26 protein-coding genes and 1 pseudogene are annotated in these 26,927 nt (G+C 59.5%); 8 read left to right on the top strand and 19 right to left on the bottom strand.

Annotated features, from left to right (window positions below; all coding sequences use genetic code 11):
• Positions 1 to 3: 3 nt before the first annotated feature.
• The 5 genes from KP701_RS09755 to KP701_RS09735 all read left to right on the top strand — a co-directional run bounded on the left by KP701_RS09755 (position 4) and on the right by KP701_RS09735 (position 6,059).
• Entirely contained in the window at positions 4 to 738 is a 735-nt protein-coding gene (locus tag KP701_RS09755) for an ATP synthase F0 subunit B (protein WP_215747030.1), read from the top strand.
• Complete coding sequence (locus KP701_RS09750; RefSeq protein ID WP_215747029.1) at positions 725 to 2,248, top strand: F0F1 ATP synthase subunit alpha; 1,524 nt, start codon at positions 725 to 727, stop codon at positions 2,246 to 2,248. The genes KP701_RS09755 and KP701_RS09750 overlap by 14 nt, the downstream gene beginning before the upstream one ends.
• Positions 2,245 to 3,120: a F0F1 ATP synthase subunit gamma gene (locus tag KP701_RS09745; RefSeq protein WP_215747028.1), complete on the top strand. Its 876-nt coding sequence runs from the start codon at positions 2,245 to 2,247 to the stop codon at positions 3,118 to 3,120. The genes KP701_RS09750 and KP701_RS09745 overlap by 4 nt, the downstream gene beginning before the upstream one ends.
• A 71-nt stretch (positions 3,121 to 3,191) precedes the next feature.
• Positions 3,192 to 3,359, top strand: coding sequence for a hypothetical protein (locus KP701_RS09740; RefSeq protein WP_165919968.1), 168 nt, complete (start codon positions 3,192 to 3,194; stop codon positions 3,357 to 3,359).
• A gap of 222 nt (positions 3,360 to 3,581) precedes the next feature.
• Positions 3,582 to 6,059: a phosphocholine-specific phospholipase C gene (locus KP701_RS09735; protein WP_215747027.1), complete on the top strand. Its 2,478-nt coding sequence runs from the start codon at positions 3,582 to 3,584 to the stop codon at positions 6,057 to 6,059.
• Positions 6,060 to 6,071: 12 nt separating this feature from the next.
• Here KP701_RS09735 and KP701_RS09730 read toward each other — a convergent pair whose 3' ends face one another.
• The 10 genes from KP701_RS09730 to KP701_RS09685 all read right to left on the bottom strand — a co-directional run bounded on the left by KP701_RS09730 (position 6,072) and on the right by KP701_RS09685 (position 17,253).
• The gene (locus tag KP701_RS09730) at positions 6,072 to 6,353 is read right to left on the bottom strand and encodes a hypothetical protein (protein ID WP_215747026.1); all 282 of its coding nucleotides are present in this window, start codon (positions 6,351 to 6,353) and stop codon (positions 6,072 to 6,074) included.
• Positions 6,350 to 7,813: a PepSY domain-containing protein gene (locus KP701_RS09725; RefSeq protein ID WP_215747025.1), complete on the bottom strand. Its 1,464-nt coding sequence runs from the start codon at positions 7,811 to 7,813 to the stop codon at positions 6,350 to 6,352. The genes KP701_RS09730 and KP701_RS09725 overlap by 4 nt, the downstream gene beginning before the upstream one ends.
• Positions 7,810 to 8,112: a hypothetical protein gene (locus KP701_RS09720; protein WP_252345533.1), complete on the bottom strand. Its 303-nt coding sequence runs from the start codon at positions 8,110 to 8,112 to the stop codon at positions 7,810 to 7,812. The genes KP701_RS09725 and KP701_RS09720 overlap by 4 nt, the downstream gene beginning before the upstream one ends.
• Positions 8,096 to 10,285, bottom strand: a complete 2,190-nt coding sequence (locus tag KP701_RS09715; protein WP_215747023.1) for a TonB-dependent siderophore receptor — start codon at positions 10,283 to 10,285, stop codon at positions 8,096 to 8,098. Before KP701_RS09715 ends, KP701_RS09720 begins: the two co-directional genes overlap by 17 nt.
• Positions 10,286 to 10,470: 185 nt before the next feature.
• The gene (locus KP701_RS09710) at positions 10,471 to 11,244 is read right to left on the bottom strand and encodes an SDR family NAD(P)-dependent oxidoreductase (protein ID WP_215747022.1); all 774 of its coding nucleotides are present in this window, start codon (positions 11,242 to 11,244) and stop codon (positions 10,471 to 10,473) included.
• A gap of 18 nt (positions 11,245 to 11,262) precedes the next feature.
• The gene (locus KP701_RS09705; protein ID WP_215747021.1) at positions 11,263 to 12,366 is read right to left on the bottom strand and encodes an ABC transporter ATP-binding protein; all 1,104 of its coding nucleotides are present in this window, start codon (positions 12,364 to 12,366) and stop codon (positions 11,263 to 11,265) included.
• Between the two features lie 53 nt (positions 12,367 to 12,419).
• Positions 12,420 to 13,247 (bottom strand): carbohydrate ABC transporter permease, encoded by an 828-nt coding sequence (locus KP701_RS09700; RefSeq protein ID WP_041112346.1) that lies wholly within the window; start codon positions 13,245 to 13,247, stop codon positions 12,420 to 12,422.
• A 1-nt stretch (position 13,248) separates the two neighbouring features.
• Entirely contained in the window at positions 13,249 to 14,172 is a 924-nt protein-coding gene (locus KP701_RS09695) for a carbohydrate ABC transporter permease (protein WP_215747020.1), read from the bottom strand.
• Between the two features lie 27 nt (positions 14,173 to 14,199).
• A complete protein-coding gene (locus KP701_RS09690; RefSeq protein WP_215747019.1) occupies positions 14,200 to 15,528 on the bottom strand; it encodes a sugar ABC transporter substrate-binding protein in 1,329 nt (442 codons plus the stop codon).
• 78 nt (positions 15,529 to 15,606) lie between these two features.
• Complete coding sequence (locus KP701_RS09685) at positions 15,607 to 17,253, bottom strand: FGGY-family carbohydrate kinase (protein WP_215747018.1); 1,647 nt, start codon at positions 17,251 to 17,253, stop codon at positions 15,607 to 15,609.
• A gap of 283 nt (positions 17,254 to 17,536) precedes the next feature.
• On the opposite strand from KP701_RS09685, the gene KP701_RS09680 reads away from it, so the two are divergent.
• Together KP701_RS09680 and KP701_RS09675 are read left to right on the top strand one after the other, a co-directional pair.
• Positions 17,537 to 18,307, top strand: coding sequence for an SDR family oxidoreductase (locus tag KP701_RS09680; RefSeq protein WP_215747017.1), 771 nt, complete (start codon positions 17,537 to 17,539; stop codon positions 18,305 to 18,307).
• A gap of 131 nt (positions 18,308 to 18,438) precedes the next feature.
• A complete protein-coding gene (locus KP701_RS09675) occupies positions 18,439 to 19,782 on the top strand; it encodes a gluconate:H+ symporter (protein ID WP_215747016.1) in 1,344 nt (447 codons plus the stop codon).
• Between the two features lie 225 nt (positions 19,783 to 20,007).
• Here the strand turns inward: KP701_RS09675 and KP701_RS09670 are convergent, their stop codons facing one another.
• Positions 20,008 to 20,607 (bottom strand): biliverdin-producing heme oxygenase, encoded by a 600-nt coding sequence (locus KP701_RS09670; RefSeq protein ID WP_215747015.1) that lies wholly within the window; start codon positions 20,605 to 20,607, stop codon positions 20,008 to 20,010.
• Between the two features lie 206 nt (positions 20,608 to 20,813).
• On the opposite strand from KP701_RS09670, the gene KP701_RS09665 reads away from it, so the two are divergent.
• Positions 20,814 to 23,138, top strand: coding sequence for a TonB-dependent hemoglobin/transferrin/lactoferrin family receptor (locus KP701_RS09665; protein ID WP_252345532.1), 2,325 nt, complete (start codon positions 20,814 to 20,816; stop codon positions 23,136 to 23,138).
• 257 nt (positions 23,139 to 23,395) lie between these two features.
• On the opposite strand, the gene KP701_RS09660 is transcribed toward KP701_RS09665, so the two are convergent.
• From KP701_RS09660 to KP701_RS09625, 8 genes and pseudogenes are all read right to left on the bottom strand, one after another.
• Positions 23,396 to 24,169 (bottom strand): hypothetical protein, encoded by a 774-nt coding sequence (locus KP701_RS09660; RefSeq protein ID WP_215747014.1) that lies wholly within the window; start codon positions 24,167 to 24,169, stop codon positions 23,396 to 23,398.
• Positions 24,166 to 24,699 carry a hypothetical protein gene (locus KP701_RS09655; RefSeq protein WP_215747013.1) on the bottom strand — a complete coding sequence of 178 codons (534 nt, stop codon included), beginning with the start codon at positions 24,697 to 24,699 and terminating at the stop codon, positions 24,166 to 24,168. The genes KP701_RS09660 and KP701_RS09655 overlap by 4 nt, the downstream gene beginning before the upstream one ends.
• A complete protein-coding gene (locus tag KP701_RS09650; RefSeq protein ID WP_215747012.1) occupies positions 24,696 to 25,250 on the bottom strand; it encodes a twin-arginine translocation signal domain-containing protein in 555 nt (184 codons plus the stop codon). Before KP701_RS09650 ends, KP701_RS09655 begins: the two co-directional genes overlap by 4 nt.
• On the bottom strand, positions 25,243 to 25,545 hold the full coding sequence (locus KP701_RS09645; protein WP_215747011.1) for a hypothetical protein: 303 nt from the start codon (positions 25,543 to 25,545) through the stop codon (positions 25,243 to 25,245). The genes KP701_RS09650 and KP701_RS09645 overlap by 8 nt, the downstream gene beginning before the upstream one ends.
• Positions 25,546 to 25,665: 120 nt before the next feature.
• A complete protein-coding gene (locus KP701_RS09640) occupies positions 25,666 to 25,998 on the bottom strand; it encodes a hypothetical protein (protein ID WP_215747010.1) in 333 nt (110 codons plus the stop codon).
• A gap of 90 nt (positions 25,999 to 26,088) precedes the next feature.
• The gene (locus KP701_RS09635; RefSeq protein WP_215747009.1) at positions 26,089 to 26,391 is read right to left on the bottom strand and encodes a hypothetical protein; all 303 of its coding nucleotides are present in this window, start codon (positions 26,389 to 26,391) and stop codon (positions 26,089 to 26,091) included.
• Positions 26,392 to 26,393: 2 nt separating this feature from the next.
• Positions 26,394 to 26,618 carry a hypothetical protein gene (locus tag KP701_RS09630; RefSeq protein WP_215747008.1) on the bottom strand — a complete coding sequence of 75 codons (225 nt, stop codon included), beginning with the start codon at positions 26,616 to 26,618 and terminating at the stop codon, positions 26,394 to 26,396.
• A gap of 198 nt (positions 26,619 to 26,816) precedes the next feature.
• Positions 26,817 to 26,927, bottom strand: a pseudogene (locus KP701_RS09625) (IS5/IS1182 family transposase); the annotation flags it as partial.

Below are 26,927 nucleotides of genomic sequence, written 5' to 3'. Positions count from 1 at the left end.
CCGGTGACAGTCGACTGGTGGACAATCGGGCTGCAGGTCATCAACGTCAGCATTTTGATCTGGCTGCTTTCCCGGTTCTTCTGGCGCCCGATCTGCGCCGTTATCTCCCGCCGTCAGCAGGAGATCGCAGCCCGGCTTGCGCAGGTCACGGACGGGCAGACGCAACTCGAAGCGGACCGCGCCGCCATCAAAGAGGCACGTAGCGGCTTCGAGCAGGAAAGAGCCCGCATCGTGCAGCAGGCCCAGCAGGAAGCGCAGAGCGAAAGACAGGCCATTCTGGCAAAGGCCCAGCAGGATGCGGCGGCTCTGGAGGCCGGCGCAAAGCAGAGTATTGCGCAGGAAGAGGCGGAAAATCAGGCCCGCTGGCGGTCAGACGCGGCGACCTTGTCCTGCGATATTGCAGGGCAGCTTCTGGCGGAGACAGGCTGCTGCCGTCCGGCAAGAGAAACGCTCTTCGACAGACTTCTCAAGGCGATTGCGACACTTCCCGACCGGGAGCGGCTCAGTCTGCGCGATGGCTTCACCTTTGCCACGGCAACAGCACCGGGGCCTGATGAGCGTCAGGCGTATGAGAATGCCCTGATGACTGCGGTGGGTGAGCATCCCGCCATTACGTGGACCGTCGATCCTGCTCTTGTGGAAGGATTTGCCGTGAAAACGCCTTATCTGACCGTGGCGTCGAACTGGCAGGCCGATCTGGTTCGTATCAGGGAGGGTCTGTCTCATGCCGGACACTGATCAGGCTGCCAGCTGGCTGGCATCGGCGCGGTCCAGCCTGACGGATATTTCGGTTGGGCCTCAGACGGACCGGATGGGGCGGGTCGAAGATATTGGCGACGGGATCGCCCTGATTTCCGGTCTCCCCGATGCGAAGCTGGACGAACTGCTGTCTTTCGGGAACGGCCGATACGGTTTTGTGCACGGTCTGGAGGAAGACAGCATCGGCTGCATTCTTCTCAATAATGAAGGCACGATCGAAGCCGGTGATGCCGTTCAGGGAACCTCCGGTGTCGTGAGTGTGCCGGTCGGGCCGGGGCTTCTGGGGCGGGTGGTGGATCCGCTGGGACGCCCACTCGATGGCAAAGGGCCGGTTGAGGCGGAGACCTGGTTTCCGGTCGAGCGGCCTGCTCCGGCCATTATCGACCGTGAACTCGTGACGGAACCCGTTCAGACGGGGACGCTGGCGATCGATACGCTTTTCCCCATCGGGAGGGGGCAGCGGGAACTCATCGTCGGCGACAGGGCGACCGGAAAAACCACAATCGCGGTCGATGCCATTCTGGCCCAGAAATCCAACGACATGATCTGCGTCTATGTCGCCATCGGGCAGAAGACCTCCAGCGTCCAGCGTGTCATTGAGACGATCCGGACGCGGGGCAATCCGGATCGATGCATCATCGTGGTGGCACGTCCGGCGGAAGCGCCTGGCCTGTGCTGGATAGCGCCTTTCGCGGCCATGAGCATGGCGGAATATTTCCGGGACCAGGGAGAGCATGCTCTCCTCGTCATCGACGATCTGTCCAAACATGCCGCAACCCATCGGGAGGTCTCCCTGCTTACCGGAAGGCCCCCGGGGCGCGAGGCCTATCCGGGGGATATCTTTTACGTACACGCGCGTCTGCTGGAACGTGCTGCGAAGCTCTCGGCTGCGAAAGGGGGCGGCTCCCTGACGGCGCTGCCTGTTGCGGAGACGGAAGCGGGAAACCTCAGCGCCTATATTCCGACGAACCTCATTTCCATAACCGATGGTCAGATCGTCCTGAACCGTACGTTGTTCGATCAGGGACAGAAACCGGCCGTTGATGTAGGTGTGAGCGTCAGCCGTGTGGGTGGTGCCGCGCAGTCCCCCATCCTGCGCTCGTCGGTTGGGACGCTACGGCTGGATTATGCGCAGTTCACTGAACTCGAAACTTTCACGCGTTTCGGGGGGCTGCCGGATACGCATGTCCGGCAGCAACTGGCGCGGGGCGCGTGTATCCGTGCGATCCTGCGTCAGGGGCCACACGCGCCACTGGATCTTCTGCAGGAAGTGGCGCTCGTCACAGCTTCGCAGAATGGTCTTCTGGATGGCGTGCCGGCAAAAAATATCCGGACCATCCAGAGCGGTCTGGGCGATTATCTGTGGGGTAACGCGGCTGAGATATCGACGGCGATAGAAAGTGGGGGCGTTCTTTCCGCGGAGCAGAAAGAGCGTTTTGTGGAGTGTCTGCGGCAATATGTTGAGCCCCGGGTTTCAGGCCCCTCATGACGGAGCGGCTGCAGGAGGTCACGGCCCGGATTGGTAACGTCAGGGAACTGGGCGGCATTGTGGATTCGATGCGCAGCCTCGCAGCCGTACGGGTGGAACAGGCCCATCGGGCTACGCTTGCGGTCGAGACGTATGCCGGGACCATCCAGGATGCTCTGATCCGTATCGCTCCGCTCCTTCCCGTGGCTCGGGACGGGCAGTCGTCACGGGAGCCGGGAAAGACAGGCGCGATTGTTTTCTGCGCCGAGCAGGGGTTTGCGGGGCTGTTCAGCGAGCATGTTCTCGATGCCCTGCAGGAGGATGAGAAAGAGCATCTCTTCCTGATCGGCACCCGTGGCAATGCCATTGCCCGCTCCAGAGGGATCAGGGCGGAGTGGACGGCGCCTGCAGTTCAGAACCCGGAAGCGGTTCCCACGCTGGCTGACAGCATCACGAAGGAAATCGGACGGCAGGTTGTCGCCGGGGCGCTGACGCATGTCAGCGTCATTGTCTGCCAGTCCTCGGGGCAGGAGAAGGCGACCGTGAGCCGGCAGTCGCTTTTCCCGCTGGACCCGGCACTGGTGCGTGAAACAGTGATGTCCGGGCCCGTCCCTCTGTTGAATGTTGCGCCGCAAAAGCTCATGACCGATCTGGTGGCGGACTATATTTTCTCCTGGCTCTGTCTTGCGGCACTGAAATCCTTTGGGGCGGAAAATCAGGCCCGGAGCGAGCGGATGACAGCCGCGCATCATGAAATCACGCGTCAGCTCGGATCCCTGGAGCAGCTTCAGAGAACCGTCCGGCAGGAAGAAATCACGTCCGAGATCATAGAACTCGTCTCCGGCCCGACGCTGGCGAAACTCAAACGGTTCAACCGCTATTCCCGGACCTGAAATCATAAGAAGGAACTGAATGCGGGGAGTGCCGTTCTATGGAGCCTGACATTCTTCCAAGGACAGTCCGTATGCGTAAATCAATCCTGCTTCTGCTGGCTCTTTCGGTCTCCTGCGTGACCCTGACAGCATGTGAGCATCACCGGACATTCGGGGAAAAGGTTCGTGACACCGTCGATCCGCCGAAAGGCCCGGTCGAACGCGCAGGCCGCTCCGTCGATCGCTCACTGGGCAACTAAGGACTGCCGCGCACCGGTTTTTGTGCGTTTTGAGAAAATGATCACTGAACGGGCGTATGGTCGGCAAAGCGACCTGCGCCCGTTCGCCGTTTTCGGCCAGGTGACGTTTTCATGAAGTTTCGGGATTGCGGGATGAATTAGGAGCGGGAGACGACTATTCATCCGGGGCTATTTCTCTAGTCTGTCGCAGTACGCGGCCTCAGGTCCCAGGCAACGGTTGATATGTCCACTCGCAGAACCTTCCTCAAATATGCCCTGTTCGGTGGTGCCGCAGCCGCAACGGATGGGCTTCCGGCCGCCGTCCGTCGCGCTTATGCCATCGCGCCTGATCCGGGTACGACATATCTGAATGCCGAGCATGTCGTCATTCTCATGCAGGAAAACCGCTCTTTCGATCACATGTTCGGAACGCTGGCCGGTGTTCGTGGCTTCAATGACAGGCGCGCGATCCGTCAGAAGAACGGCAGCTCCGTTTTCGTGCAGTCCGGCAAGAGCGGGGAGACCTATGCACCGTGGCGTCTGAACATTCACGATACGAAGGTCACCTGGATGGGCTCGATCCCGCATTCGCGGGACAGTCAGGTCGATGCCTGGAACGGGGGGCATCACGACCGGTGGATTGACGTCAAGCGGCCTCACAAGAAGGAATATTGGCAGTATCCGCTGACGATGGGGTATTATACCCGCGAGGATCTGCCGTTCTATTACGCTCTGGCCGATGCATTTACGGTCTGTGACCAGAACTACTGTGGCGTCATGTCCAGCACGACGCCCAACCGTCTCGTCTTCTGGACCGGGACCGTGCGGGACCAGCAGAACACCGCCTCAAACGTTTACATGCGGAACCCCGAAATCCTGGAAGGTGGCATGACCTGGACGACCTTTCCGGAGCGGCTGGAGAAGGTCGGGGTGTCGTGGAAGTTCTATCAGAACGAACTGAGCCAGACGGGCGGCATGTCTGCAGCAGAGCGATCCTGGCTGTCCAATTTCGGCTGTAACGTGCTGGAGTGTTTTGACAGCTTTAATGTCAGCTCCAATCAGGGCTTCGGGGCCTGGATCGCGGAGCGGATCAGGGAATGTTCGGAGCATATCAATCGGCTTGAAAACCTTGAGATGCTGGTCTCGGGGGAGCGGAGCGAGCAGCTTGTCGAGGCGAAGGCCCTGATGGAGGTTCTGAAGAAGCGTCAGAAATCCGCGAAGGGATTTGAGAATCTGACGCCCGAGGAGCGCGCGCTTTTCACGAAGGCCTTTGTGATCAACAGCGGCGACCCCGATTATCGCAGCCTTGAAGAACTGGCCTTTGTGGGCGACCCGGATGCGAAGGGGATGAAGGCGCCGAAGGGAGACGTGCTGTACCAGTTCCGCAAGGATGTACGGACAGGGCAGCTTCCGGCCGTTTCCTGGATGGCGGCGCCCGAGCATTTCTCGGACCACCCGACATCGGCCTGGTACGGGGCCTGGTATGTGTCGGAAGTCATGAACATCCTGACCGAGAATCCCGAGGTCTGGAAGAAGACCATTTTTATTCTGACCTATGATGAAAATGACGGGTATTTCGATCATGGCTGTTCCTATGCGGCGCCCGATCCGCAGCGCCCGGAAACGGGGCGCTCTTCCGCTTCGATCGGGGCGGACGGGCTGGAATACACGACTGCCGGGGACGAGGTTCGCCGGGGCGTTCCCGAACGGCTCGCACGGAGTGGCCCGATCGGGCTCGGCTTCCGGGTGCCTATGGTGGTGGCGTCTCCGTGGAGCCGGGGTGGGCTGGTCAATTCGCAGCTTTTCGACCACAGCTCGACACTGCGGTTTCTGGAGCATTTCGTTGAAAAGAAGTTCGGCACGCCCGTCCGGGAAACCAATATTTCCCCGTGGCGCCGGGCCATCTGCGGCGATCTGACATCCTGCTTCCATTCTCATGACGAGGTTGCACCGTCCCTGAGCTATCTGGACCGTAACACGCATCTGAAGGCTATCGAGGATGCGCGAAACCGTCCCATGCCGGGTGGTTTCCGCTCGCTTTCTGCAGAGGAGATCGCAGCGCTGAAAGATCAACCGGCTCTGCTGCGGCAAACCGTGCGGCAGGAAAGCGGAACGCGTCCGGCCTGTGCGCTGCCTTATGAGCTCTACTGTGATGGCGGTATCGATGTGGAGCACGGGCAGGTCAGCCTGAAGCTGGGAGCAGGGCAAAGCGTTCATGAAGAGCGGGCGGCCGGCGCGCCATTCAATATCTATGATTATCGCAATGGCGGTCGTGATATGCAGGCGGGAACCTATGCCGTAGCGGCGGGGGATCTGATGGATGTGACGCTTCCGGCTGCTGACGGTCTGTATGATGTCGCGGTTCATGCGCCTAACGGGTTCTACCGGGCTTACCGGGGGCATGCTGATCGGGTCGCGCTTCGCTCGGCCTGTCGTTATGACGTTGGCGGCAAAGGGAAGGGGCCGGGGATCGTTCTTTCCCTGACCAATGCTGGAAAGGCACCGCTGACGGTTCAGTACCGTGTCGGAGAGGCTGGCCCCCTGCGGACGGTAGTCCTCAAAGCCCGGGGGCATCAGGAGATCCGGCTGGATCTGTCAGCCAGTCATCAGTGGTACGACGTGACGCTGACGTCGCCCGAAGATCCGGATTTCAGGCATGTTCTGGGTGGCCGGATGGAAACGGGGAAGATCACGCTCACCGATCCGGCGATGGCCGGGTAAGCGTCTTCCGGCTCATGGTCGTGAGCTGCGTTCCCGGAGGGAGCAGGCGAGTGTTGCGACCATGATTTCGGGACCGGCGAGCAGGATCCATTCGATCATGTTCAGGATGACGGTCCCGTCGGAAACGGCCTGAAGGACGAGGCTGAGGAGCAGAACTGCGGCGGCGCATGATTTCAGGACGCGTCGCCGCTGCGCAGTCAGGCAGTCATGCCAGAAGACCCGGTTGCCGCGATGAGAAGCGACAACGAACAGCAGCATGGCGGACTGTCCGCACAGAACGGAAATCCAGCTCATGCCAGGAGCCCGGCTTTTCGTATCCTGTGATACGTCGCAAGAGCGAAAGATGCTGACAGGATAAGGGCTGTCATTCCAACGCCTGCGATGATGCTGCCGTGCCATGGCAGACTGACCAGCGCGATCAGAAGACATGCTGCAGCATTGCCGGCCAGAAGCTCAGTCCAGGTCCGCTCCGGGTTGCGGAACAGCGTGTAGGCCAGCGTGATCCCCCAGACGATGAAGAGGGTGGTCACTTCCCATCCGGCGCGATGCGGCATCGTCACCGAGAGAAGGCGGTTGGCGATGAAGAAGGATGCGAAGGCGAGAGGCGTGCCCATCAGGACGCCCACATTCAGGCGTGCGACCATCCTGTGTCCCAGATGATGCGGGCGGCGCAGGCGCTTGAGTGTCCATAGATGCATGCCGCTGCCGATCAGCACCGCGAGCGCCAGTCCGGACAGGAAATAGAGCCAGCGTGTGATCCAGGGCGCAAAACGCGCGACATGCAGTCCGTACAGGAACGTATAGGCCCGGATGACGGGGCGTTTTTCGATATGTTCCCTGAGGATGTGGCCTGATGGACCATCGAAAGTGATGATCTGCGATGACGTGCTGACGTTGTGGCTGTTACCCGCGATTACCGTGACGAGGGACGCCTGATCGGACGGATTGAAGACGTAGATCTGTTCAAGACCCGTGCCACCGAAACGCCTGTCAGCCTCCTGCAGCATGGGCAGGATTGGTGCGAGATGACCCGTATGGCCGCTTGCGGGGCGGGAATAGAGCGCGGGATTGAGCTCCATGTAAGAGGCGGTGACATCGCTCCGATAGAGAGCCTGCGTGCTCCACGGAAGGAGGAGTGTTCCAAGGGTGACCGCGCCCGTGAGGGAAATCATCAGATGGAAAGGCAGCGCGGCGACACCGAGCAGATTGTGCATGTCCAGCCAGCTTCTCTGTCCGCGTGAGGGACGGAAGGTAAAGAAGTCCGCGAAGATGCGGCGATGGATTATGATGCCGGTGAACAGCGCGACAACGAGGGCCAATGCGGCGAGGGCTGCAATCAGACGTCCCCAGGGATAGGGAAGCTGAAGCTCGAAATGGAAGCGGTAGAAGAACTCACCACCCAGCGTGTCCCGGATGCCATCGGGGCTGCCTGTTGCGGGATCAAGAGCGCGCTGGATGTAGCTGCCTTTTGTGTCCGGCCACAGGGCTGTTGCAAAGGAGCAGAGATCGGTGGCGCTTCCGACATACCAGGCGCTGGCGGTGGATGCGTTGCGGCTCAGCCAGTCCAGGGCATGGGCGTCTGTCACGAGGGGATCGGAGACAGGCCCGGAAAGTTCGGGTCGGGCCCAGAGGCTGATTTCCTGTCGGAAGACGCTCAGAGCGCCGGACAGGGCGATGGCAAACAGCACCCAGCCCGTGACGAGACCCAGTGTCGTGTGCACTACGGCCATGGAGGTGCGGAAGGTCCCTTTCATGGGCGCCAGCCGCCGAGGAGGGCCAGCACACTCAGGAGACAGGCTGCAGGAATCAGAAGGGCCAGTAGCCGTCCGATACGGGCGACTGCGAATGATGCCATGAAAATGACAGGCCAGAGGATCAGGCCGAGAAGGATCCCGGCCATGGCATTGTCCGCTCTGGACAGGGGAAGCCATAACGCAAGGCAGACACCGCCCAGCGCGGAGAGGGCGTAACCAAGCGGCAACGCTACGACGAAGCGCAGGGCGATGTCGTAGCGCCCGGGTCTTCCGGGGAGTGGTTTACCAGCTGAAGCCAATATTGGCCTGCGCGTTGCGGCGCTCTCCGTAATAGCAGAATTCCTGACCGTAAGAGGCATAGCTCAGGCAGTTGGCAATGAAGTTCTTGTCAAAGAGGTTGCGGACGCTCGCGCCCACATTCCAGCCATGCAGACTGCGGGAGAGGTTGGACAGGTCGTAGCGTACCGATGCATCGAACACGGCATATTGCGGCACCCAGACACTCCCGTAAGACGCTTCACCACCATAGGATTTATTGGAATAGCGCATGCCGCCGCCGAAGCCGAGGCCCTTCGCGGGGCCGGACGGCATCGTATAGAAGGCGAACAGCGAAGCATTGCCCTTTCCGGACTGGATGAGGGGCTTGCCGGTTGAGTCGTCATGAACCTTCTGGATGCTGACGGCTGCTGTCAGCACGAGATTGTGGAACGGCTCGGCATGGGCCTCGAACTCGAAACCGTCCGAGTGGACCAGTCCGCTTTCGGCGCTATAGCCGGTGTTGCCGATGCCGACGAGGACATTGGTCTGCTCGATATGGAAGCCTGCTGCCGTCAGGAGCAGGGAGGTGCCCGGGAGCTGATATTTCAGGCCGCCTTCAAGCTGCTTGCCGAGCGACGGATTGGCCTGACGCACGGTCTTTCCACCATCCGTCGAGACGCTGCCGGACTGCGGCTGGAAGGATGTCGAGTAGCTGATATACGGCGCCAGACCGAAATCGAAATGGTACAGACCCGAGGCGCGCCAGGTAATCTGGCTCGGGCTCTGGTTGGTCGTCGTGTTGTACATGTTGTCGGTCTGATGGGAGCGGTACCAGTCGTTCCGGATGCTGCCTGTCAGGATCAGGTGACGCCAGTGGATTTCGTCCTGTCCGTAGATGCCCGCCTGGTGGGAGTCAGTGTTGTAGTTCACCCAGGGAGACGGAGTAGGAATGGCCATCTGGGAGTTCGGATGGAACACGTTCAGGTCCGGCGCAGAGCCATAATAGCCGACTTCCGAGGCGCTCTGCTGCATGTAGTCGAAGCCGAACATCATGGTGTGACGCAGCGGTCCGGTCCGGACATGGCCTTTGAACTGGCTGTCAAATGTCAGGTTGTGTGTATGTTCGTTGGTGGCGATCGCCGAGCGGGCCAGTGTGTCATCCGAGACGTAATAGCCACTGTCATAGACGCTGCGGTACTGGGTCTTGATGTCGTCGTAGCGGCCGCGCGTACTGAAGCTCCAGTCGCTGTTGAAGCGATGGTTGAAGATATAGGTGATTGCACCATGACGGCGGTTGTATTTTTYAAACGATGAATCGCCGTCGTAGAAATTGCGTGGCAGATAGCCGAAAGGTGCCCGCTTGAGCGAGCCGACCAGCGGAACGCCGCCATAGGTGCCGTTTTCCGGATCGTACTGGTAGTTGCCGAGGATCGTCAGCGTTGTCGGGCCGTCGCCACCGAAGGTGAAGGACGGGCTGATGGAGAAGCGGCGGCTTCCCGTGCGGGCGAGCTGGCTGTGCTGGCCGTTGATGGTGCCATTGACGCGGTAACGGACGAAGCCGTTATCCGTCACAAAGCCACCGACATCGGCATCCACGCGATACAGGTCGAACATGCCACCGGTCGCATTGACGCTCCCGTAAGAGCGCTGGTCCGTGGCGAGCTTGCTGGACAGCGCGACGAGGCCGCCGGGGCTGGACTGGCCGTAAAGGGCCGATGCCGGGCCCTTGAGGATTTCGATACGATCCAGGCGCGAGGTGTCGGTCTGCGCCACAGCATAGCCGGTCGGGCTGTCCTGAAGCTTCAGGCCATCGAGGAATGTCGGGACGGAAAAGCCGCGCAGGGCGAACTGGTCATAACGTGTTCCCACACCGCCGCCACGGAGATCGGCAGTGATGCCCGCGGTATAACGCACGGCCTGATTGAGGTTCAGGACGTTACGGATGTCCATTTCGTTGCGCGTGATGACCGTGACCGACTGGGCGGTTTCGATCAGGGGCGTGTCGGACTTGGTTGCGGAAGAGGCGAGGGTCGAAGCCCTGCGTGCGTGGACTTCAAGCTTTTCGACCGTTTTGGCCTGCGTGCCGGTTGTGCTGGTTTTCTTCGTACCCGAGCGCGGCGGCTGTTCGGGAGGGACGTTCTGGTCGGCTGCGAAGATTTCTCCACTCATGACGAGGGAGAGGGGTATCGCGTAAAGAATTCTGCTGCGGTGCATACCCGACCTCAATGACTGTGCGTGTTGGCGCGTGATCAGAGGCTGGTATCGATATTGCGAGTTAGTTGCAAGTAGCGTCAGAAGAAAATGAAACTTTGAAAGATTTCTTCATTAAGTGACCGAATGTTACGGTATTTTGCTAAAAAGGGATCCGGGCGCAGTGATGGCACCCGGATCGTCCTTGTTCACCAGACGGTGAAGCCCGCATCCACATTCACGATGGCGCCGGTCATGAGGCTGGCTGCGTCGGACGCCAGAAACTGCACGACGGAAGCGACTTCGTCGGGCTGGCCTACGCGGCCCATCGGGGTTCCGGCGATCCAGGCGTCGTAGAGTTCCGGCTTTTCCATTCCGAAGCGGGTGAGCGTCGTTTCAATATAGGTGGGGGCAACGGCGTTGGCGCGGATGCCGTGGGGGGCCCATTCGGCGGCCAGCGAGCGGATATACTGGTGAACGCCGGCTTTCGACGCATTATAGGCCGCCTGCTGCTGCGGGCGGTTGACGATCAGGCCGGACATGGAACCGATTGCGACAATGACGCCCTGTTTCTGTTCGAGCATGATGCGCCCGACGGCCTGACAGGAGCGGAACATGCCATTCAGGTTGATATCGACCTGCTTGAGCCACTGGCCGTCGGTCATGTCCTCGGCCTTGACCTCGGAAATGCAGATGCCGGCGCAGGCGACCAGGATATCCACGCGGCCTTCCTGTTCATGAACGCTGCGGACAGCGTTCTGCACGCTTTCGGTGTTCGTGACGTCCATGACGACGCAACTGACATCATGGCCTTCCACGCGCAGGTCTTCGACGGCTTTGGCGGCCATGGCTTCGTCGAGATCGGCGATGATGACGCGGGCGCCAGCCTCGGCCAGTGCGGTGACGCAGGCCAGGCCGATGTTCTGTGCGCCACCGGTGACGATGGCGACGCGGTTATCGAGGCGGAGTTTTTCCATGTACATGAGATGCGGTTCCTAAGATCAGGCAGCGAGCGGGTGGCGGTGGCAGGCTTCGAAGGCCAGGCCGTCAGGGGCAAAAAGGTGGCAGTTCCGTGGGGGAAGGGTCAGGCTGACGCGGGTTTCGACCTCCGTCAGGACCGCCCCATCCGTCTGGACGACGATGATTTCCCCGTCCGGCATGCGGACATGGACGAGTGTGATGGCACCAAGGCGTTCGACGACTTCCACGACGCCGCTGTTTGGCCCCGAGGATGCCAGCTCGACATGTTCGGGACGGATGCCGACCGTCACCTTTGTTCCGGGCAGAAGGCCGGGGGATGTCACGGGCACATAAAGGATCGAGCCGTCGCGAAGCTGGACGCTGGAGCCTGCGGAATCTCCGCCCTGGAAAATGGCCGGGAAGAAGTTCATGGGCGGCGAGCCGATGAAGCGGGCCACGAAGAGGTTGCGGGGGTGGTGGTACAGTTCGAGCGGGGAGCCGATCTGTTCGACCACGCCTTTCTGCAGGACGACGATCTTGTCCGCCATGGTCATGGCTTCGACCTGATCATGCGTCACATAGATCGTGGTGGCGCCCAGCTTGCGGTGAAGGGCGGAGAGTTCCACGCGCATCTGGCCGCGCAGGGCTGCATCCAGGTTCGAGAGCGGCTCGTCGAACAGGAAGACTTTCGGGTTGCGGACGATGGCGCGACCGATGGCGACGCGCTGGCGCTGGCCGCCGGAGAGCTGGCCGGGTTTGTGATGCAGATAGGGTTCGAGCTGAAGCGTGCGGGCGACGTGCTCGATCTTCTCGCGGCGCTCGGCTTCCGGCATTCCGGCCAGTTTGAGGCCGAACTCCATATTTTTGTAAACGTCCATGTGCGGGTAGAGCGCGTAGGACTGAAAGACCATCGCCAGACCGCGCTTGCCGGGTTCCACGTCGTTCACGCGCTGCCCGTCGATCAGGAGATCGCCGGATGTGATGTCCTCAAGGCCCGCGATCATGCGCAGGAGCGTGGATTTTCCGCAGCCTGACGGGCCGACGAAGACCACAAATTCGCGCTCTTCGATCGAGAGGGAAATCCCCTTGATGATTTCTTCCGTAAGGTAGGTCTTGCGGAGGTTCTTGAGTTCGACAGTCGCCATGGGTCAGGCCCCGTTTATGCAGAAATGTTGAGTGGAGTGAGCCGGGATCCGCATCATTTAACGGCTCCGAAAGTCAGGCCGCGAACCAACTGCTTCTGGCTGATCCAGCCAAAAACGAGGATCGGGGCGACGGCAAGGGTGGATGCCGCAGAGAGCTTGCCGAAAAACAGTCCTTCAGGAGAGGAGAAGGAGGCGATGAAGGCTGTCAAGGGAGCGGCGTGCGAGGATGTCAGGTTCAGGGACCAGAAGGCCTCGTTCCAGCACAGGATGAGCGACAGCAGGGCCGTGGACGCGATGCCGGGCAGGGCGAGCGGCAGCAGGACCATCGTCATTTCCTGCCAGCGCGTGGCGCCGTCCATCCGGCCTGCTTCCAGAATGGGGGCAGGGACTTCGCGGAAGAACGTGTAGAGCATCCAGACGATGATCGGCAGGTTCGTCAGCATGTCCACGACGGCCAGACCGGTGCAGGTGTCGAGCAGATGCGTATTGCGCGCCAGCAGGTAGATCGGGACCAGCACGCCGACGGGCGGCAGCATGCGGGTCGAGAGCATCCATAGCAGGGTCCCGCGTGTACGCTTTGAGGGCAGGAACGCCATCGAATAGGCCGCCGGGACGGCCAGGGCGACGGCAATTGCCGTCGCGCCAACCGAGACGATTACCGTATTGAGCGCGAAGTGCCAGTAACTGGCGCGCTCGAACACTTCGCCGTAACTGCTCAGCGTTGGCATGAAGAACAGCTTCGGCGGCGTGGAAATGGCCTGAACCTCGCTTTTGAAGCTCGTCAGGATCATCCAGAAGATCGGGAAGAACAGCCAGAGCGCGATGCCCCAGCCGAGGATGGTGACGCCGATCCGGGTGCTGGTTTTGGTCTTGAGCGCCATGTCAGGCCTCCAGATTGCGGGCTACGGCGCGCACCAGAAAGATCGCAACGATATTGGCGATGATGATTGCAATCACACCACCGGCCGAGGCGCCACCCACGTCGAACTGTAGCAGGGCGCGGGAATAGATCAGATAGGCCAGATTGGTGGAGGCCACGCCGGGGCCGCCGGCAGTCGTAACGGAGATTTCGGCGAAAATCGTCAGCAGGTAGATCGTCTCGATCATGACCACGACGCTGATGGCGCGGCCAAGATGCGGGAGAATGATGTAACGAAAGCGTGCGATCGGACCCGCGCCATCCATGCGGGCGGCTTCGCGCTGTTCACCGTCGAGCGACTGCACGGCCGTCAGCAGGATGAGGACTGCGAAGGGCAGCCATTCCCACGCGACGATCATCATGACGGTCAGGAGCGGAAAACGCGCCAGCCAGTCGATCGGCGTAAGACCCACAGCCCGCATCATGGCGGAATAGACGCCATAGATCGGGTGCAGCATCAGGTTCTTCCACAACAGCGCCGAGACTGTGGGCATGATGAAGAACGGGGAGATGACCATGATGCGGGCAATGCCGCGACCGAAAAACTCCTGATCGTACAGGACGGCCAGCAGCGTTCCGCCTCCGACACTGATGAGCAGGACGCCCGCAACAAGTATGAACGTGTTCAGCAGCGAATGCAGGAAATCGGGATCGGTCAGCAGGTACCAGTAATTGTCGATCCCCGCGAAGCCGTGCAGCGTGGGGTCAACGAGGTTGTAGTTCTGCACCGAGTACCACAGCGTCATGACGAGTGGGACGATCGACCACACCAGAAGAAGCAGGACGGACGGAGAAAGGAGCAGGAGACCTGTCCTTTTCCCGCGTACTTTCGTCTGGTTCAGAGCGGTCGCTCCGGCGGGTGGGCTGTGTTCGAGTACGGCCTGCATGGTATTCCTAGCCTTGATCGGGCAGCGTTATCGCGCGCGGCCGGACTGGCGGAGCGCGCGGGTGATCGACGCCTGGGCGGAGGTCAGGGCCTGATCGACGGTCATCTGGTCGGACAGGGTCGCGGCAACGGTCTGGCCGACCTGTGTGCCGATGGCTTGAAATTCCGGGATGCCGACGAACTGTGCACCGGTATAGGGACGGGGCTGGGCGGTCGGGCCATTCGGATCAGCCGTCTTGATGGCGTTCAGCACGAAGGAGGCGAAGGGGGCTGCCTTGACGTATTCCGGCGCGGCATAGGTGGAGGCGCGGGTTCCCGCAGGAACGGCGACCCAGCCTTTCTGTGCGGCGACCAGTTTGACGTAATCCTTGGACGTGGCCCATGTGATGAAGGTCTGGGCATCCGCGCTCTGATGGGAGCTGACGGGGACGGCGAGGCTCCAGCTCCACAGCCAGGTCGGGCCTTTGCCATAAGGGCCTTTGGGGGAAGGGGCGAAACCGACCTTGTCGGCGACCTGGGACTGTTTGGGATCAAACAGCAGGCCGCCTGCGACGGTAGAATCAATCCAGATCCCGCAATGGCCGCTGGCAAACAGGGCCAGGTTCTCGTTGAATCCATTGGAGGTTGCGCCCGGAGGGCCGTCAGCTTTCAGAGCCGAGACATACCAGTTCAGGGTCGCTTTCCACGCATCGGATGTCATGGTCGGCTTCCAGGACATGTCGAACCACTGAGCGCCGAACGTGTTCGCGAGCGACGAGATATACGCCATGTTCTCGCCCCAGCCGGGCTTGCCGCGCAGGCAGATGCCGTAGACCTGATTGGTCTTGTCCGTGATCTTGTCGGCGAACTGACGGATCTGGTCGTAGGTGGGCGCGTCCGGCATCGTCAGACCGGCCTTCTGGAACAGGTCCTTGCGGTAATAGGTCATGACGCTTTCGGCATAGAAGGGCAGGGCATAGAGCTTGCCATCCGCGGTCAGGCTGTCGCGCACGGTCGGAAGAATATCGTTCACGTCATAGGCGGCGTCCGGCTTGATTTCGGTGAGCCAGCCCTGTTTGGCCCAGATCGGCACTTCGTAATTGCCGATGGTCACGACATCGAACTGACCGGTTTTCATGGCGATATCGGTCGTGACGCGCTGACGCAGGACGTTTTCTTCCAGCGTGACCCAGTTCAGGTGAATGTCCGGATGGGCTTTTTCGAACTCGCTCGAAAGCTGCCGCATGACGATCATGTCGCCGTTGTTGACGGTGGCGATCGTCAGCGTTCCGGCAGCTTCGGCGCTCGAGAGAGCGGAGCCCGTAAGCAGAAGGGCGAGCGTGCAGATGGCTGTGCGTGTGGCTTTGAGACGGGACATGGAAATCGGCCTCTGGAAAGGGATGGTGATGCGTTTCGGTGGGCGGGGAATGGCAGAACGGGTCGGACGGCTGTGCCGTCAGGCGGTGTTCTCCTTTTCCAGAATGTCATGCATCTGCTGACGCCAGGTGAGCTGCTGCGAGAGCATGTCGTGCGTGATGCTGCGCTTGGCGGCGTGATACGCAGCGAGGCGCTGGTCGGGGATGATCTCGTCTCCCGCGTGGCTCATTCGCGCCATGGCCTGTCGCAGATCGGTGTATGTTCCGCTCGCGACCGCACCCAGGATGGCGGCGCCCAACAGGACGGAATCCGGCTCTGCGGGGAGCAGGATGCGGCATCCGGTCGCGTTGGCATGTTCGCGCAGGAAGATCGGGTTTTTGGTGCTGCCACCGGTCGCGAGAATGGTGTCGATCCGGTAACCCTGCGCGTTGAGGGCCTCGATGATGTCTTTCGTGCCGTAGGCGAGGCCCTGCAGGGTGGCGAGGTACAGCCGTGCCAGATCATCGACCGTGTCGGACAAGCGGAGGCCACTGATCATACCAGTCAGGTCAGGATCGGCGTGAGGGGAGCGATTGCCGTGGAAATCCGGCAGCACATGCAGATCGGCGGTGATCGTTCCTGGCAGCTTGTCGCGTTCCAGAGCTTCGATCCGTCTGTTCAGGAGAGCATAGACGCTGGTTCCTGCGTCTTTGGCTTCCTGCCGGAGGGCGGAGCCAAAGGTGTGACTGGAAATAACGAAGTCGATCAGCGCACCTGTAGCGGACTGGCCCGCTTCGTTCAGCCACATCTCAGGGACCATGGCGTTCCAGTAAGGGCCCCAGACACCGGGCACGAAACGTGCGTCTTTCGACACGGCCATGTGACAGCTCGACGTCCCGCAGATCAGCGATATTGATCGCTCAAGTTGTTCATCCGAGAGAGAGTTTTCGGTGTTCAGCCCGAACAGACCAATGCCCCCGGCATGGGCGTCAATGGCGGAAACGCCAACGGGGATACCGGGTGGCAGTCCCATTTCCTCGGCGGCTTGAGCGTTCAAGCCGCCATCGACAAGACCGCCGAGGGGACGAATGTCGTTCCCGATGCGACTGAAACCGTCGCGTGCGAGGTCTTCAAGTCCAATGGACTGGAAATATCCTTCGTCCCAGCGGTTCTCGTGGGCGAGATAGGTCCATTTGCACGCTGTCGAACAGGCCGAACGTGACAGCGAACCGGTGGCGCGCCATGTCAGGAAATCGGGAAGATCGAAGAAATGGGCCGCCTGTTCATAGACCTGCGGGAGATGGCGCTTCAGCCAGAGCAGTTTCGGCGTTTCCATTTCGGGAGAAATCGTACCGCCAACATAGCGTAGCACGTCCTGGCCACTGCTGTTGATTTCGCGCGTTTCCTCAAGAGCGCGATGGTCCGCCCAGAGAATGATATCCTGTCCCGGTGCTCCGTCGGGATCTACCGAGAGACCCTGACCATCGCCACCAAGGACGACGAGGGAACAGGTTGCGTCGAAACCGATGCCAATGACCTGTCCGGGTTCGTCAAGCATGTCCAGCGCGCTGCGGGTCGCCTCGCAGACGGCAGCCCAGATATCCTGTGAGGATTGCTGGGCATAACCGGGGCGCGGTGTCCATGTCTGGATTGGCCGGACGGATGAGGTTTTTTTAAGTCCTTCAAGCGTGAAGAGACCCGCCCGGGCACTCCCTGTTCCAACATCAATTCCCAGAACCAGATCCATAGAATCACACCCAGATCTCAAAAAGCACAGACGGGACATGAGAAGAGACATGCCTGCCGTCCGCTTAACGTTTGTTCGTAATGGAATATAACATCCGAACATCACAAACTATCGTTATGTATGTTACATATAGCCTTCTTGCTGTCCAGAAGAGGGCTGGAAGTTTTTCTGACAAAAGTTGATTGCTCATCTGAGAGCGCGCAATGCGCACGCGGACTTGTGGAGCAATGGCGGGTTCAGGCTGCTAGGAAGAGCAGAACCGTGATTTTGAAGGCTGACAGATATGTCCCATCCCGATCTTTTCTCTCTCTCCGGTTCGCGCGCCCTTGTGACAGGGGGGTCACGGGGAATTGGTCTGACGCTGGCAAAGGGGCTTGCGCGCTACGGGGCAGAGGTCGTCCTGAATGGCCGGAATTCTGAAAATCTGGACTCTGCGCAGTCCGGGTTCGAGGCGGAAGGGTTAAAAGCCAGCACGGCGGTTTTTGATGTGACGGATCAGGATGCGGTGATTGAGGGCGTCGCGGCGATCGAGCGTGACAGGGGACCGATCGATATCCTGATCAATAATGCCGGGATACAGCGCCGTGCGCCTCTGGAGGAGTTTCAGCGCAAGGACTGGGATGATCTGATGTCAACTAATGTCAACGCGGTTTTCTTCGTGGGGCAGGCGGTGGCACGGCATATGATTCCGCGCGGACGGGGTAAGATCGTCAATATCTGTTCTGTCCAGAGTGAACTCGCCCGTCCGGGAATTGCGCCCTATACGGCGGCCAAGGGAGCGGTCAAAAACCTGACAAAAGGTATGGCGACGGACTGGGCCAGGCACGGACTTCAGATCAACGGGCTGGCGCCGGGGTATTTTGCCACGGAAATGACCGAAAGGCTCGTGGCGGATGAAGAGTTCACGGAGTGGCTGCGCAAACGAACGCCGGCAGGACGGTGGGGACAGGTTGAGGAACTGGTCGGAGCAGCAGTATTTCTGTCTTCACGCGCCTCAAGCTTCGTCAACGGGCAGGTTCTGATGGTTGATGGCGGGATAACCGTATCGCTGTAGTCTTTCTGCTGATGGCTCTGTTTCAATTTATCAGAACTGTGTTAGGGGGCAGTGTCTGTCGGGTTTGTGATGGAATGGTTTTCGATGAGATGGCTTCTTATGTCGGAACGCCACAGGAAAGTTGACACTTGATGAACTCCATCTTTGCCATCTCGATTGCGACCGCGGCCATTGCGGCGGTTGTCATCCTTATCGCCCGGTTCCGGATCAACCCGTTCATCGTCCTTTTTTCTGTCTCGATCCTGCTGGCCCTCGTTGCAGGTATGCCTGCTGACAAGGTCGTGGGGTCGTTCGAGGCGGGGGCAGGGCATGTGCTGGGGCATGTCGGAACTGTCATCGCGCTTGGCACCATGCTTGGGAAAATGCTGGCGGAGTCCGGTGGTGCCGATCGTATCGTCCTGACGATCTCGACCCTTTCGGGCCGTCGGCATGTTGACTGGGCCATGATGCTGATCGGCCTTTTGGTCGGCCTTCCCGTATTTTTCGAAGTCGGTTTTGTGCTTCTGATCCCGCTGGCATTTGTTCTGGCGGAGCGGACGCAGACGCCTTTACTGCGTGTCGCTCTCCCCATGGGGGCTGCGCTGTCCATCACGCATGCCCTTATCCCTCCGCATCCGGCTGCGCTTCTGGCGCTGAGTGCCTATCATGCCGATATCGGCAAGACCATTCTGCTGGGCATTGTGATCGGAACGCCGATTGCTGTGATTGCAGGGCCAGTCTTCGGACGGTTCGCTTCAGCAAGAGTGACCCCCGAAGGGGTCAATCCGCTGGCAAAGCAATTCGTGAACAGTAAGCCGCCAGAAAACCTTCCGGGGTTTGGCATCACGGTTTTCACAGTGCTGTCTCCCGTGATTCTGATGCTGGTCGGTTCGATGGCAGACCGCGTTGCCGCGCCTCATACGACCGTCAATAATATTCTGCATTTTGTGGGCAATACGGATATTGCTCTTCTGCTGGCGACGGTCCTGTCATTTTATGTTCTGGGCCACGCACGGGGTTTTTCGCGAGAGACCGTTCTGCGATTTACGAATGAGTGCCTGGGGCCGACCGCCCTGATCATGCTCCTCGTAGGGGCAGGGGGCGGTTTTGGGCGCGTTCTCGTCGATAGCGGAGTTTCACGATCCATCACGGATACGGCACTTGGCGCTCACGTCCCTCTGCTGGTTCTGGCCTGGATGCTCGCTGCCATTGTGCGTGTCGCCTGCGGATCTTCCACCGTTGCGATGGCAACGGCATCAGGGATCGTGGCCCCCATTCTTGCGCGCTCAACAGGTGTCTCGGCCGAGTTGATGGTTCTGGTAACGGGAGCAGGCTCGGTCGCTTTCGGGCCAATGAATGACGCAGGATTCTGGCAGCTGAAGGAATATCTAGGCCTGACAGTTCCGCAGACCCTCAAGACATGGTCCGTTCTGGAAACACTGATCGCAGTCTGCGGCCTCGTCTTCTGCATGATTGCTTCGATATTTATTCATTAAGCCCTCCCACCTGTCCGAGTGGTGGGCGCAACAGGGATTGAACCTGTGATCCCTACCATGTCAAGGGAGATTGAAACCCTCAAAAAACGGCAGTTTTCTGAGGGTTAAAGGAAGGCCTGCAAGGCGAGTGCACGGATTTTGCACGTCACATCAGCGTACTTCTCAGATTTTCAACCTTCAACTGAGCAGAAAGATTGTAGCGACAGACCTCTGGAAGCACTGACGTTATGGGGCGGCATTTGAGGATGCAGCAGCACGCTTTTCGGGACCCTCGAGATATCTCCTGACCTGCCTGAAGGCGTCCTGAGCTCCTTGGATGCAGAGCGCAGGATCCAGTTCCGGCGCATGATCAATGGCTGCACGAAATCTGTTCCATGATGATCCCCGGCCTTCTGGATCCGGGGCGAGATGTCTGGCCCCGAAGCTCGGTGTAAAGCCAATTTTCTGCGCAAGCTTTATGAGAAAACCGGCTCCGAGCTTGGAACCTTCCCCAACATACAACCATCCGGCCGCAACGGAGACGTCCTCCACAGGCAAAAAGGTTTGGTGTGGCGGAAGAGGTTCGCCAAGATCGTTCAGATCTTCCTGAAGCATTGCAAAGCGGTTTCTGGCTGTAAGATCCGGAATGATGCCAGCGAGCACTTCATTGCGGTACAGGGGGTCAAGATGCCGGTGAAACCGATACTGCAGGAGCACAAAGTCGCGATAGCCTTTGGTCGTGGCAAACATGTTCCGCGACATGATGCTCTGGTCCAACGTCTCATGCGTTGATGTGGTCGCTTCCTTGAGGTGGCGCGACAGGGGACGTGTGTTCGTTTCGTTCATCAGGCTACGGGCCTTTCGATAGTATGCCGCTCACTGAATGGGAGGCCGCAATTTAAATGCCCATCGATCCGATGTGATCAGGAAAATACGCTCATTTTGTTGCGAACGATAATCATAAGCAACAAGGGTGAATTCTGATTGACGGGCGCTTTTTAAGGACCTTACATGCGAGCGATTCTTATTTGCAATTTCTGAGGTTTCCCGCAATGCCAAGGTTCTGTCCACGACCACGTCGCGTCTTTTTTTCCTATATGCTGGCGACCACAGCACTGGCCTGCGCCTACATAACACCTGCCGTTGCGGCCTCGGTGACTACCGATCCGAAGGCGTCCAAATCTGCGGTTTCAGAACCCACCTCCAAAACCAGCGCAAGTACACCAACGTCTCCACAGGTCTCGATTGCCCTGCCGGCCGTGAAGGTGAAGGGGGCGCAGGACATCATTGATTCGATGAAATTCGATCCTGATGCAGATCACAGCTCCGTCGGCATGGCCGGGGTCCTTACGACAACCACCACTTACAAGACTTTTCGTGACCGGCAGATCGACAGCCTGGAAGATTATTCCCGGCGTGTGGATGCGTCCGTAAATTACAGTGCCGGGAATTCCAGCATCAACATCCGCGGCCTTGATCAGAACCGCATCCAGACAACCATCGATGGCGTTCGCATGCCCTGGGCGAATGATGGGGCCTATGCCGGGTCGTTCAGTACCGCGCAGGGCGGTGTCAGTGCCTTCGATTTCAATTCTCTTGGCGCCATTGATGTGGTCAAAAGCGCCGATTCCAGCTTCTTCGGCACCGGTGCTCTCGGCGGCGTCATTGCGCTTCGGACTTTGGATCCGGAAGACGTCCTCAAACCGGGAAAGGCGTTCGGTGGCATCACGAAGCTGACCTATAACGGCTCCGCTGAAGCAGCTCTCCTCGATCAGGCTTTTGCGGCCCGATACAAGAACACGGTTTTCCTGCTTCAGGGCGGCTATCAGAACGGAAGCGAGACAGGCAACGAAGGAAATATCTACGGTTACGGGCGTACCCGAACCGCTAAAGATCCTGCCAGCTACAGCCAGGGCAGCTTCCTTGGAAAAATCCGTCACTATTTTGAGGGCGGCCACCGGATCGGTCTGACTGGCGAATGGTTTGACCGTAATTATAATGAACGAACACGCACGTCTGAATCCACGGCCACTGACCACTATACGACCAAAAGCGAAAATCAGCGTTCGCGTGTCTCAGGCAATTACGATTACCAGGGCGAAACGCCGACTTCCCTCTTCAGTGAGGCTCATCTCCTCGCATATTGGCAGCAGATCAAGACGGATACCGATATTCTCAACAACGATACTGCCAAGGCTTCGACCTATAGCCATGAGCATCTGACGCTGCCGGTGCAGTCCTATGGAGTGAAAGGTTCAGCCACCAACAACGTCTTCACCGGTCCACTCCATCACGCCATTACCTATGGCGGTGAAGTTTTCCTGACCGATACCTACCAAACCCAGACTGGCCAGCAGGCGACATCCAGTCCATACCTTCATGACAATTTCTCGGACATGCCCAAGGTTCATGGCACTGATCTTGGCGCACTGGTGCAGGATCGTATCGGCATGGGTGCGAAGGAATGGTTTCATATCACCCCCGGTTTCCGGTTCGACTACTTCCAGCGCGATCCTCACAATACCGCTTCCTATCAGGCGAACTCGGGCTACACCGGTCTGCCGCATGGAGCTCATGGCTCCCATTTTTCTCCCAAAGTGCTGATTGAAGGTAAGGTTACGAAGGACCTGACACTATATGCCCTGTATTCACAGGCCTATCGTGCCCCCTCAGCCACAGAAGAATATCTGAATTACAGTACGGCACCCTTCTACCAGGTTGTCGGTAATCCCAATCTCAAGCCTGAAAGCAGCAAAGGCTGGGAAGTTGGTTTGAAGTATGGTGATTCCGAGCGTGGCGCCAACGTGTCGTTCTACGACAATTACTATAAGAACTATATCGACATGGATGGGATTACCGGATGCTCAGGTTATTACCTTTGCTACGGCTATACCAATCTTTCCCATGTCCGCATCTACGGCACTGAAGCCAATATTCACTGGGCCTTTGACAAGCACTGGCACACATGGGGCTCCTTTTCCTATACGGATGGACGCGATACCGACATGAACTTCCACCTTGCGTCGGTCGCCCCTTTCCGCGGAATTATCGGCTTCGGATACAAGACTGACCGCTGGGGCAGCGATCTGTCAGCCACATTCGCCACGCATCGAAACGACGCTAAATATCTGACCTCTACCGGAACACTGACCAGCCAGTGGAAGACACCGGGCTATGTCCTATTTGATCTGACCGGCTGGTACAGTCCTTCTTTCTACCGCCCGCTGCGCATTCAGGCCGGAATGTACAACATCTTCAACAAGGCCTATTACAACGCCGCATCGCTCCCTTACGGAGCATCGTCGTCATCTCTGTCTGAGCGCTACTACACGCAGCCCGGTCGCTCCTTCAAAGTCACTGCAAGGATCGACTTCTGAAACAGATCAGAAGTTCCGGACGACAGATGGAAACCCGCTGGGTCTATCCGACTGCTGGTCGATGTTCTTAGAGGCACTGAGGGTATGGGAGTACTTTTCGAAAAGTTTCTCATACCCCCACCTCGAACCCTTCCATTCGATTCCGCGCTCGTCCATCGAATTCACAGGATTGCGGGTCATTTTCCCTGCAGCTCTTGGGCCGAGCCGATCAAATGCCTCCGAGCAACGGGACGAGGATGATGGCGATTGCCAGTAGGTCACGCAGCACGGACTTCAGCCAACAGCGTGTCGAAGTCCTCGCCCGTCGGAGCCGTGCCGGGAACGCCCAGCCAGTTCTCCCGCGACAGCAGGCCATATGCTTCATCGGCAATCGCCGTGAACGTACTCCACGGCATGAAGGTCCGGGTCCCCCAGGTGTTGAAGAACACCCCGTCCGGGTTGTAGCCCACGAGCGCGATGGCATGTCCGCCAGCAGGCTTGAGCGCATCGCCGGAGAGCGTGTCCAGATCCCATGTCTCGCCCAGACCAAGCGACAGGAAACCCTGTGGCACCTGCACACCCGCCAGCACGCCGCCGAGGAACGCAATGCCCCGCCTGATGCTCGCCTCATCGGTCGGCTGGATCGAGCCGAACGCTGTCAGGTAGTCGAGCGTCTGGCCCGGACGCTGAAAGCCATCCTTGCGCCAGGCATTCAGTTCGTCCAGCAGGACCGTGCCATCATCGTTTGCGCCTGTGGCCGGATCGAAGCCGGTGACGGCAGCGTAGTTGTCCAGCACCATATCTGTGGAAAGCACGACCACTCCCTGCGCCGCCTTGGTCCAGGTCGCCACCAGCGCGGCATGGGCGGCGAAGGCGCAGCAGCCGAAGCGGTCATTGCCCCACATCTGATAGGGCACGTTCTGCGACCAGTCGCGTTCAGCCGGCACGACGGGCAATGCGTTCGCCAGCACAGGGGCGAGACGATAGGTGCGGTAATCGTGCTTGGGGTCTTTCTTGCCGAGGTAACGGCCGCTGACGAATGGAGCGCTCATACATGCACCTCTGGCGCCGGAACGATCACGGCGGGTTTCTGGAATGGAAGTTTCGGAGCCAGCCCTGCGGCTGCTCCCGTATTGAGAACACGCCCGGCTTCGAACAAATCGTTCAGGAGCTGCTCGCCCGTGACCAGGCGCTTCGATGTCGCGAACACGCCAGCGGCTGCCAACGCGTCATAGACGTATTCGAAACAGTAGGCATGGCCGGGTCGCTGAAGGGACTGGATCCGGAAGGCCCAGCCAGCCATCGCCAGAACGTCGTAAGACGTGCCGAGCATCGACTGGCAGTAAGCCAGCGCACGGACTGCCTCATCGTCCGTCAGCCGGATCGTGAAGACGTGCCCGGTCCGGGGCGGCATCCCGAAATCCGGATCGGCGGGACCGACCCCGACGATCTTTGGGAATGTCGCGCTGTAGATCGTTCCGTTCAGTTCGATCGTGCCATGGCTGTAATCGCTCTCAAGCCGCCAGCAGATGAGGCACCCGAAGGCATCCACCGGCGCATAGAGCCGAACCTTCGCGGTCACAGGGCGACGTGTAGGACGCGAAGAGCCTGCGCCTCCGTCATCGCTGGTGCGGACAGGGAAACCACGCCAAGCAGCCCCTCGAAGACCGAGACGATGGTCTTGAGAGCGGACAGGGCCGTGTTCGCATCCGACAGGACGGAACTCGACACCGTGGACGACGCACCGGTCAGAGCCGAAGACAGATCCGCAGCGACAGTCTGAAGATCCGCCAGCACGGAGTTGACCGCGCTCTTGATGGATGTGTCGTCATAGCTGACCGTAACGCTCGAACCGGCAGTGGATGCGAACGCTGCCAGAGCGGCCGAAAGCGCAGTCGAGGCCGTCTCGATAATTGCGATGGTTGGTGCGCCAACAGCCGAAGCCACGGCCGCGATCGACAGGATCGTCGAGACAGCATTGATGCCTGCCTGACCGTATGCCTTCACCTTGGCGACGTTGACCGTGATGGTCGTGACGTTGCCGGATTTCGTGACAGTGCAGGCACCGAGAGCGCCAATGGCCGTGCCTGCAAGGGCGGCCTTCAGGAAGCCGCGACGGGACGATTTATGCATTGGTCGTGGTCTCCGTCTGGATCGTGGAAGAATTGGTGTCCGTACTGGTGTCGGCCGTCAGCTTGGTCTCGATGGCGGTCACGGTGTCGGTGATGCCGTCGAAAGCCTTGGCCAGACCGGCATCAATGCCGGACAGGTTCAGGGACGGGTCGAGGCGCGGAACAAGCGTCTGGGCCAGCAGCGAAACAGCCGTGCCCACAAGGGTGAGGTCCTGCTTGACGGCATCGCTCTCATGCCTGCCTGCCAGGGTGGACACGAGCGTTTGCAGGGACGTCAGGGAATTTAGATCAGCCACAGGGGCCTCCAATAAAAAAGGCGCCCCGAAGGACGCCATGGACAGAGCCGGTCTGACAGCGCGGGCGCTGCCTCCTCCGGCAATCAGGATGATGGAGCCAGGGCCCGCACGAGGGCTCAGTCAGCCGGGCTCGGGAGGTTTGCCAGCCTTGGGGTGAGTCGAAGCTGGATCGAGACCGAGCTTGGCTGCCTCGATGGTACGACTGGCGTCGGCCGGGATCATCAGGGCCTTGGCATCGGGCTGGTAGGCGTTGGTGTTCCAGCCCCTGGACTGCGCCAGGGTGGAGACGGCCTTGTAGAGCAGCGCCAGTTTGCTGCCGGCCGCAGGCGGCTTCCAGAACCGCATCGCCAGAGCGGCCGCCGCGATCAGGAAAGTGAGGATCGAGACGACATCGCCCGCATACTGCGCAGGCAGCATCGGCAGGATCGTCTGGAACAGTGAGGTCCAGTCCATTTCAGGTCTCCGGATACGAAAAAACCGCCCGGAGGCGGCATGGTCGGGCGATAGCAACGCGCGATTGCGCGCGCCAAAAAGAATATCGCGTCAAGCAGATACTGCCCCATTCAGTAGATCTGTTGACCCACTGGCGTTCACCTTGGCCAAGATTGCAGCATAGACCTCGGCCTGGGTCGCGACCGTGATGTCGCTTACCCCCAGATCCGCGGCTGTGAAGGCGAAGAACCGCGTCTGCAACGGGGCGGATCCGGCGGCCTGGACTGCCGATGACACATATCCTCCGAGATACGCGTTGCAGGTTCCGCTACCGATGACGGCCTGCATTGAGATCAGGGACCAGTAAGCCGCCACGGCTCCAGTCGACATCGTCACACTTTTGGAAAGCGCCATGATCAAAATCCTTCAGCAGTGTATTCCAGCCCGAGCGCGGCTGAACTGGCATTGGCGAACTGGATCACAAACCCGGTGGATGTGATGTCGTAGAGGTAGGCTGCGCCGGCGGTCGTATCCTGGCCCAGGATGTTCCACTCGAGATGCGGCGCGCCTCCGGTGAAAATCGGATTTGTAGTTCCTGCACGCGTGGGAAACGTGACCGCGACCCTGAGTGAGCTGTCCATGGTGACATTCTGGGCAGTCTGCAGGACTTTGTAGCGTCCGGTCGTAGAAACTTCGCCGTAATAGATGGAGGGATCGAAGAACTGTTTGTTGATGCGATTGTCTGATGATTTTAGTTTTTTGGCGCTTTGATTGAGGGTTTCGGGGGTGACTTTCGCTCTGCGTTTTGAGCAGATCGCGGTCCATCGCCAGTGGGAGGACTACGCGCTCGCGTTCAATCTTTCGAGGAAGAGGAAGCGGCGCATGTTGTAGACAATATTGGCAAGGCCGATCCTCATGGTGGCCCGGGTGATACCGACAGTTCGGACGAA

Source organism: Gluconobacter sp. P1C6_b, assembly GCF_018811945.1.
GTDB lineage: Bacteria > Pseudomonadota > Alphaproteobacteria > Acetobacterales > Acetobacteraceae > Gluconobacter.
This window is presented reverse-complemented; position numbering and strand designations above follow the sequence as displayed.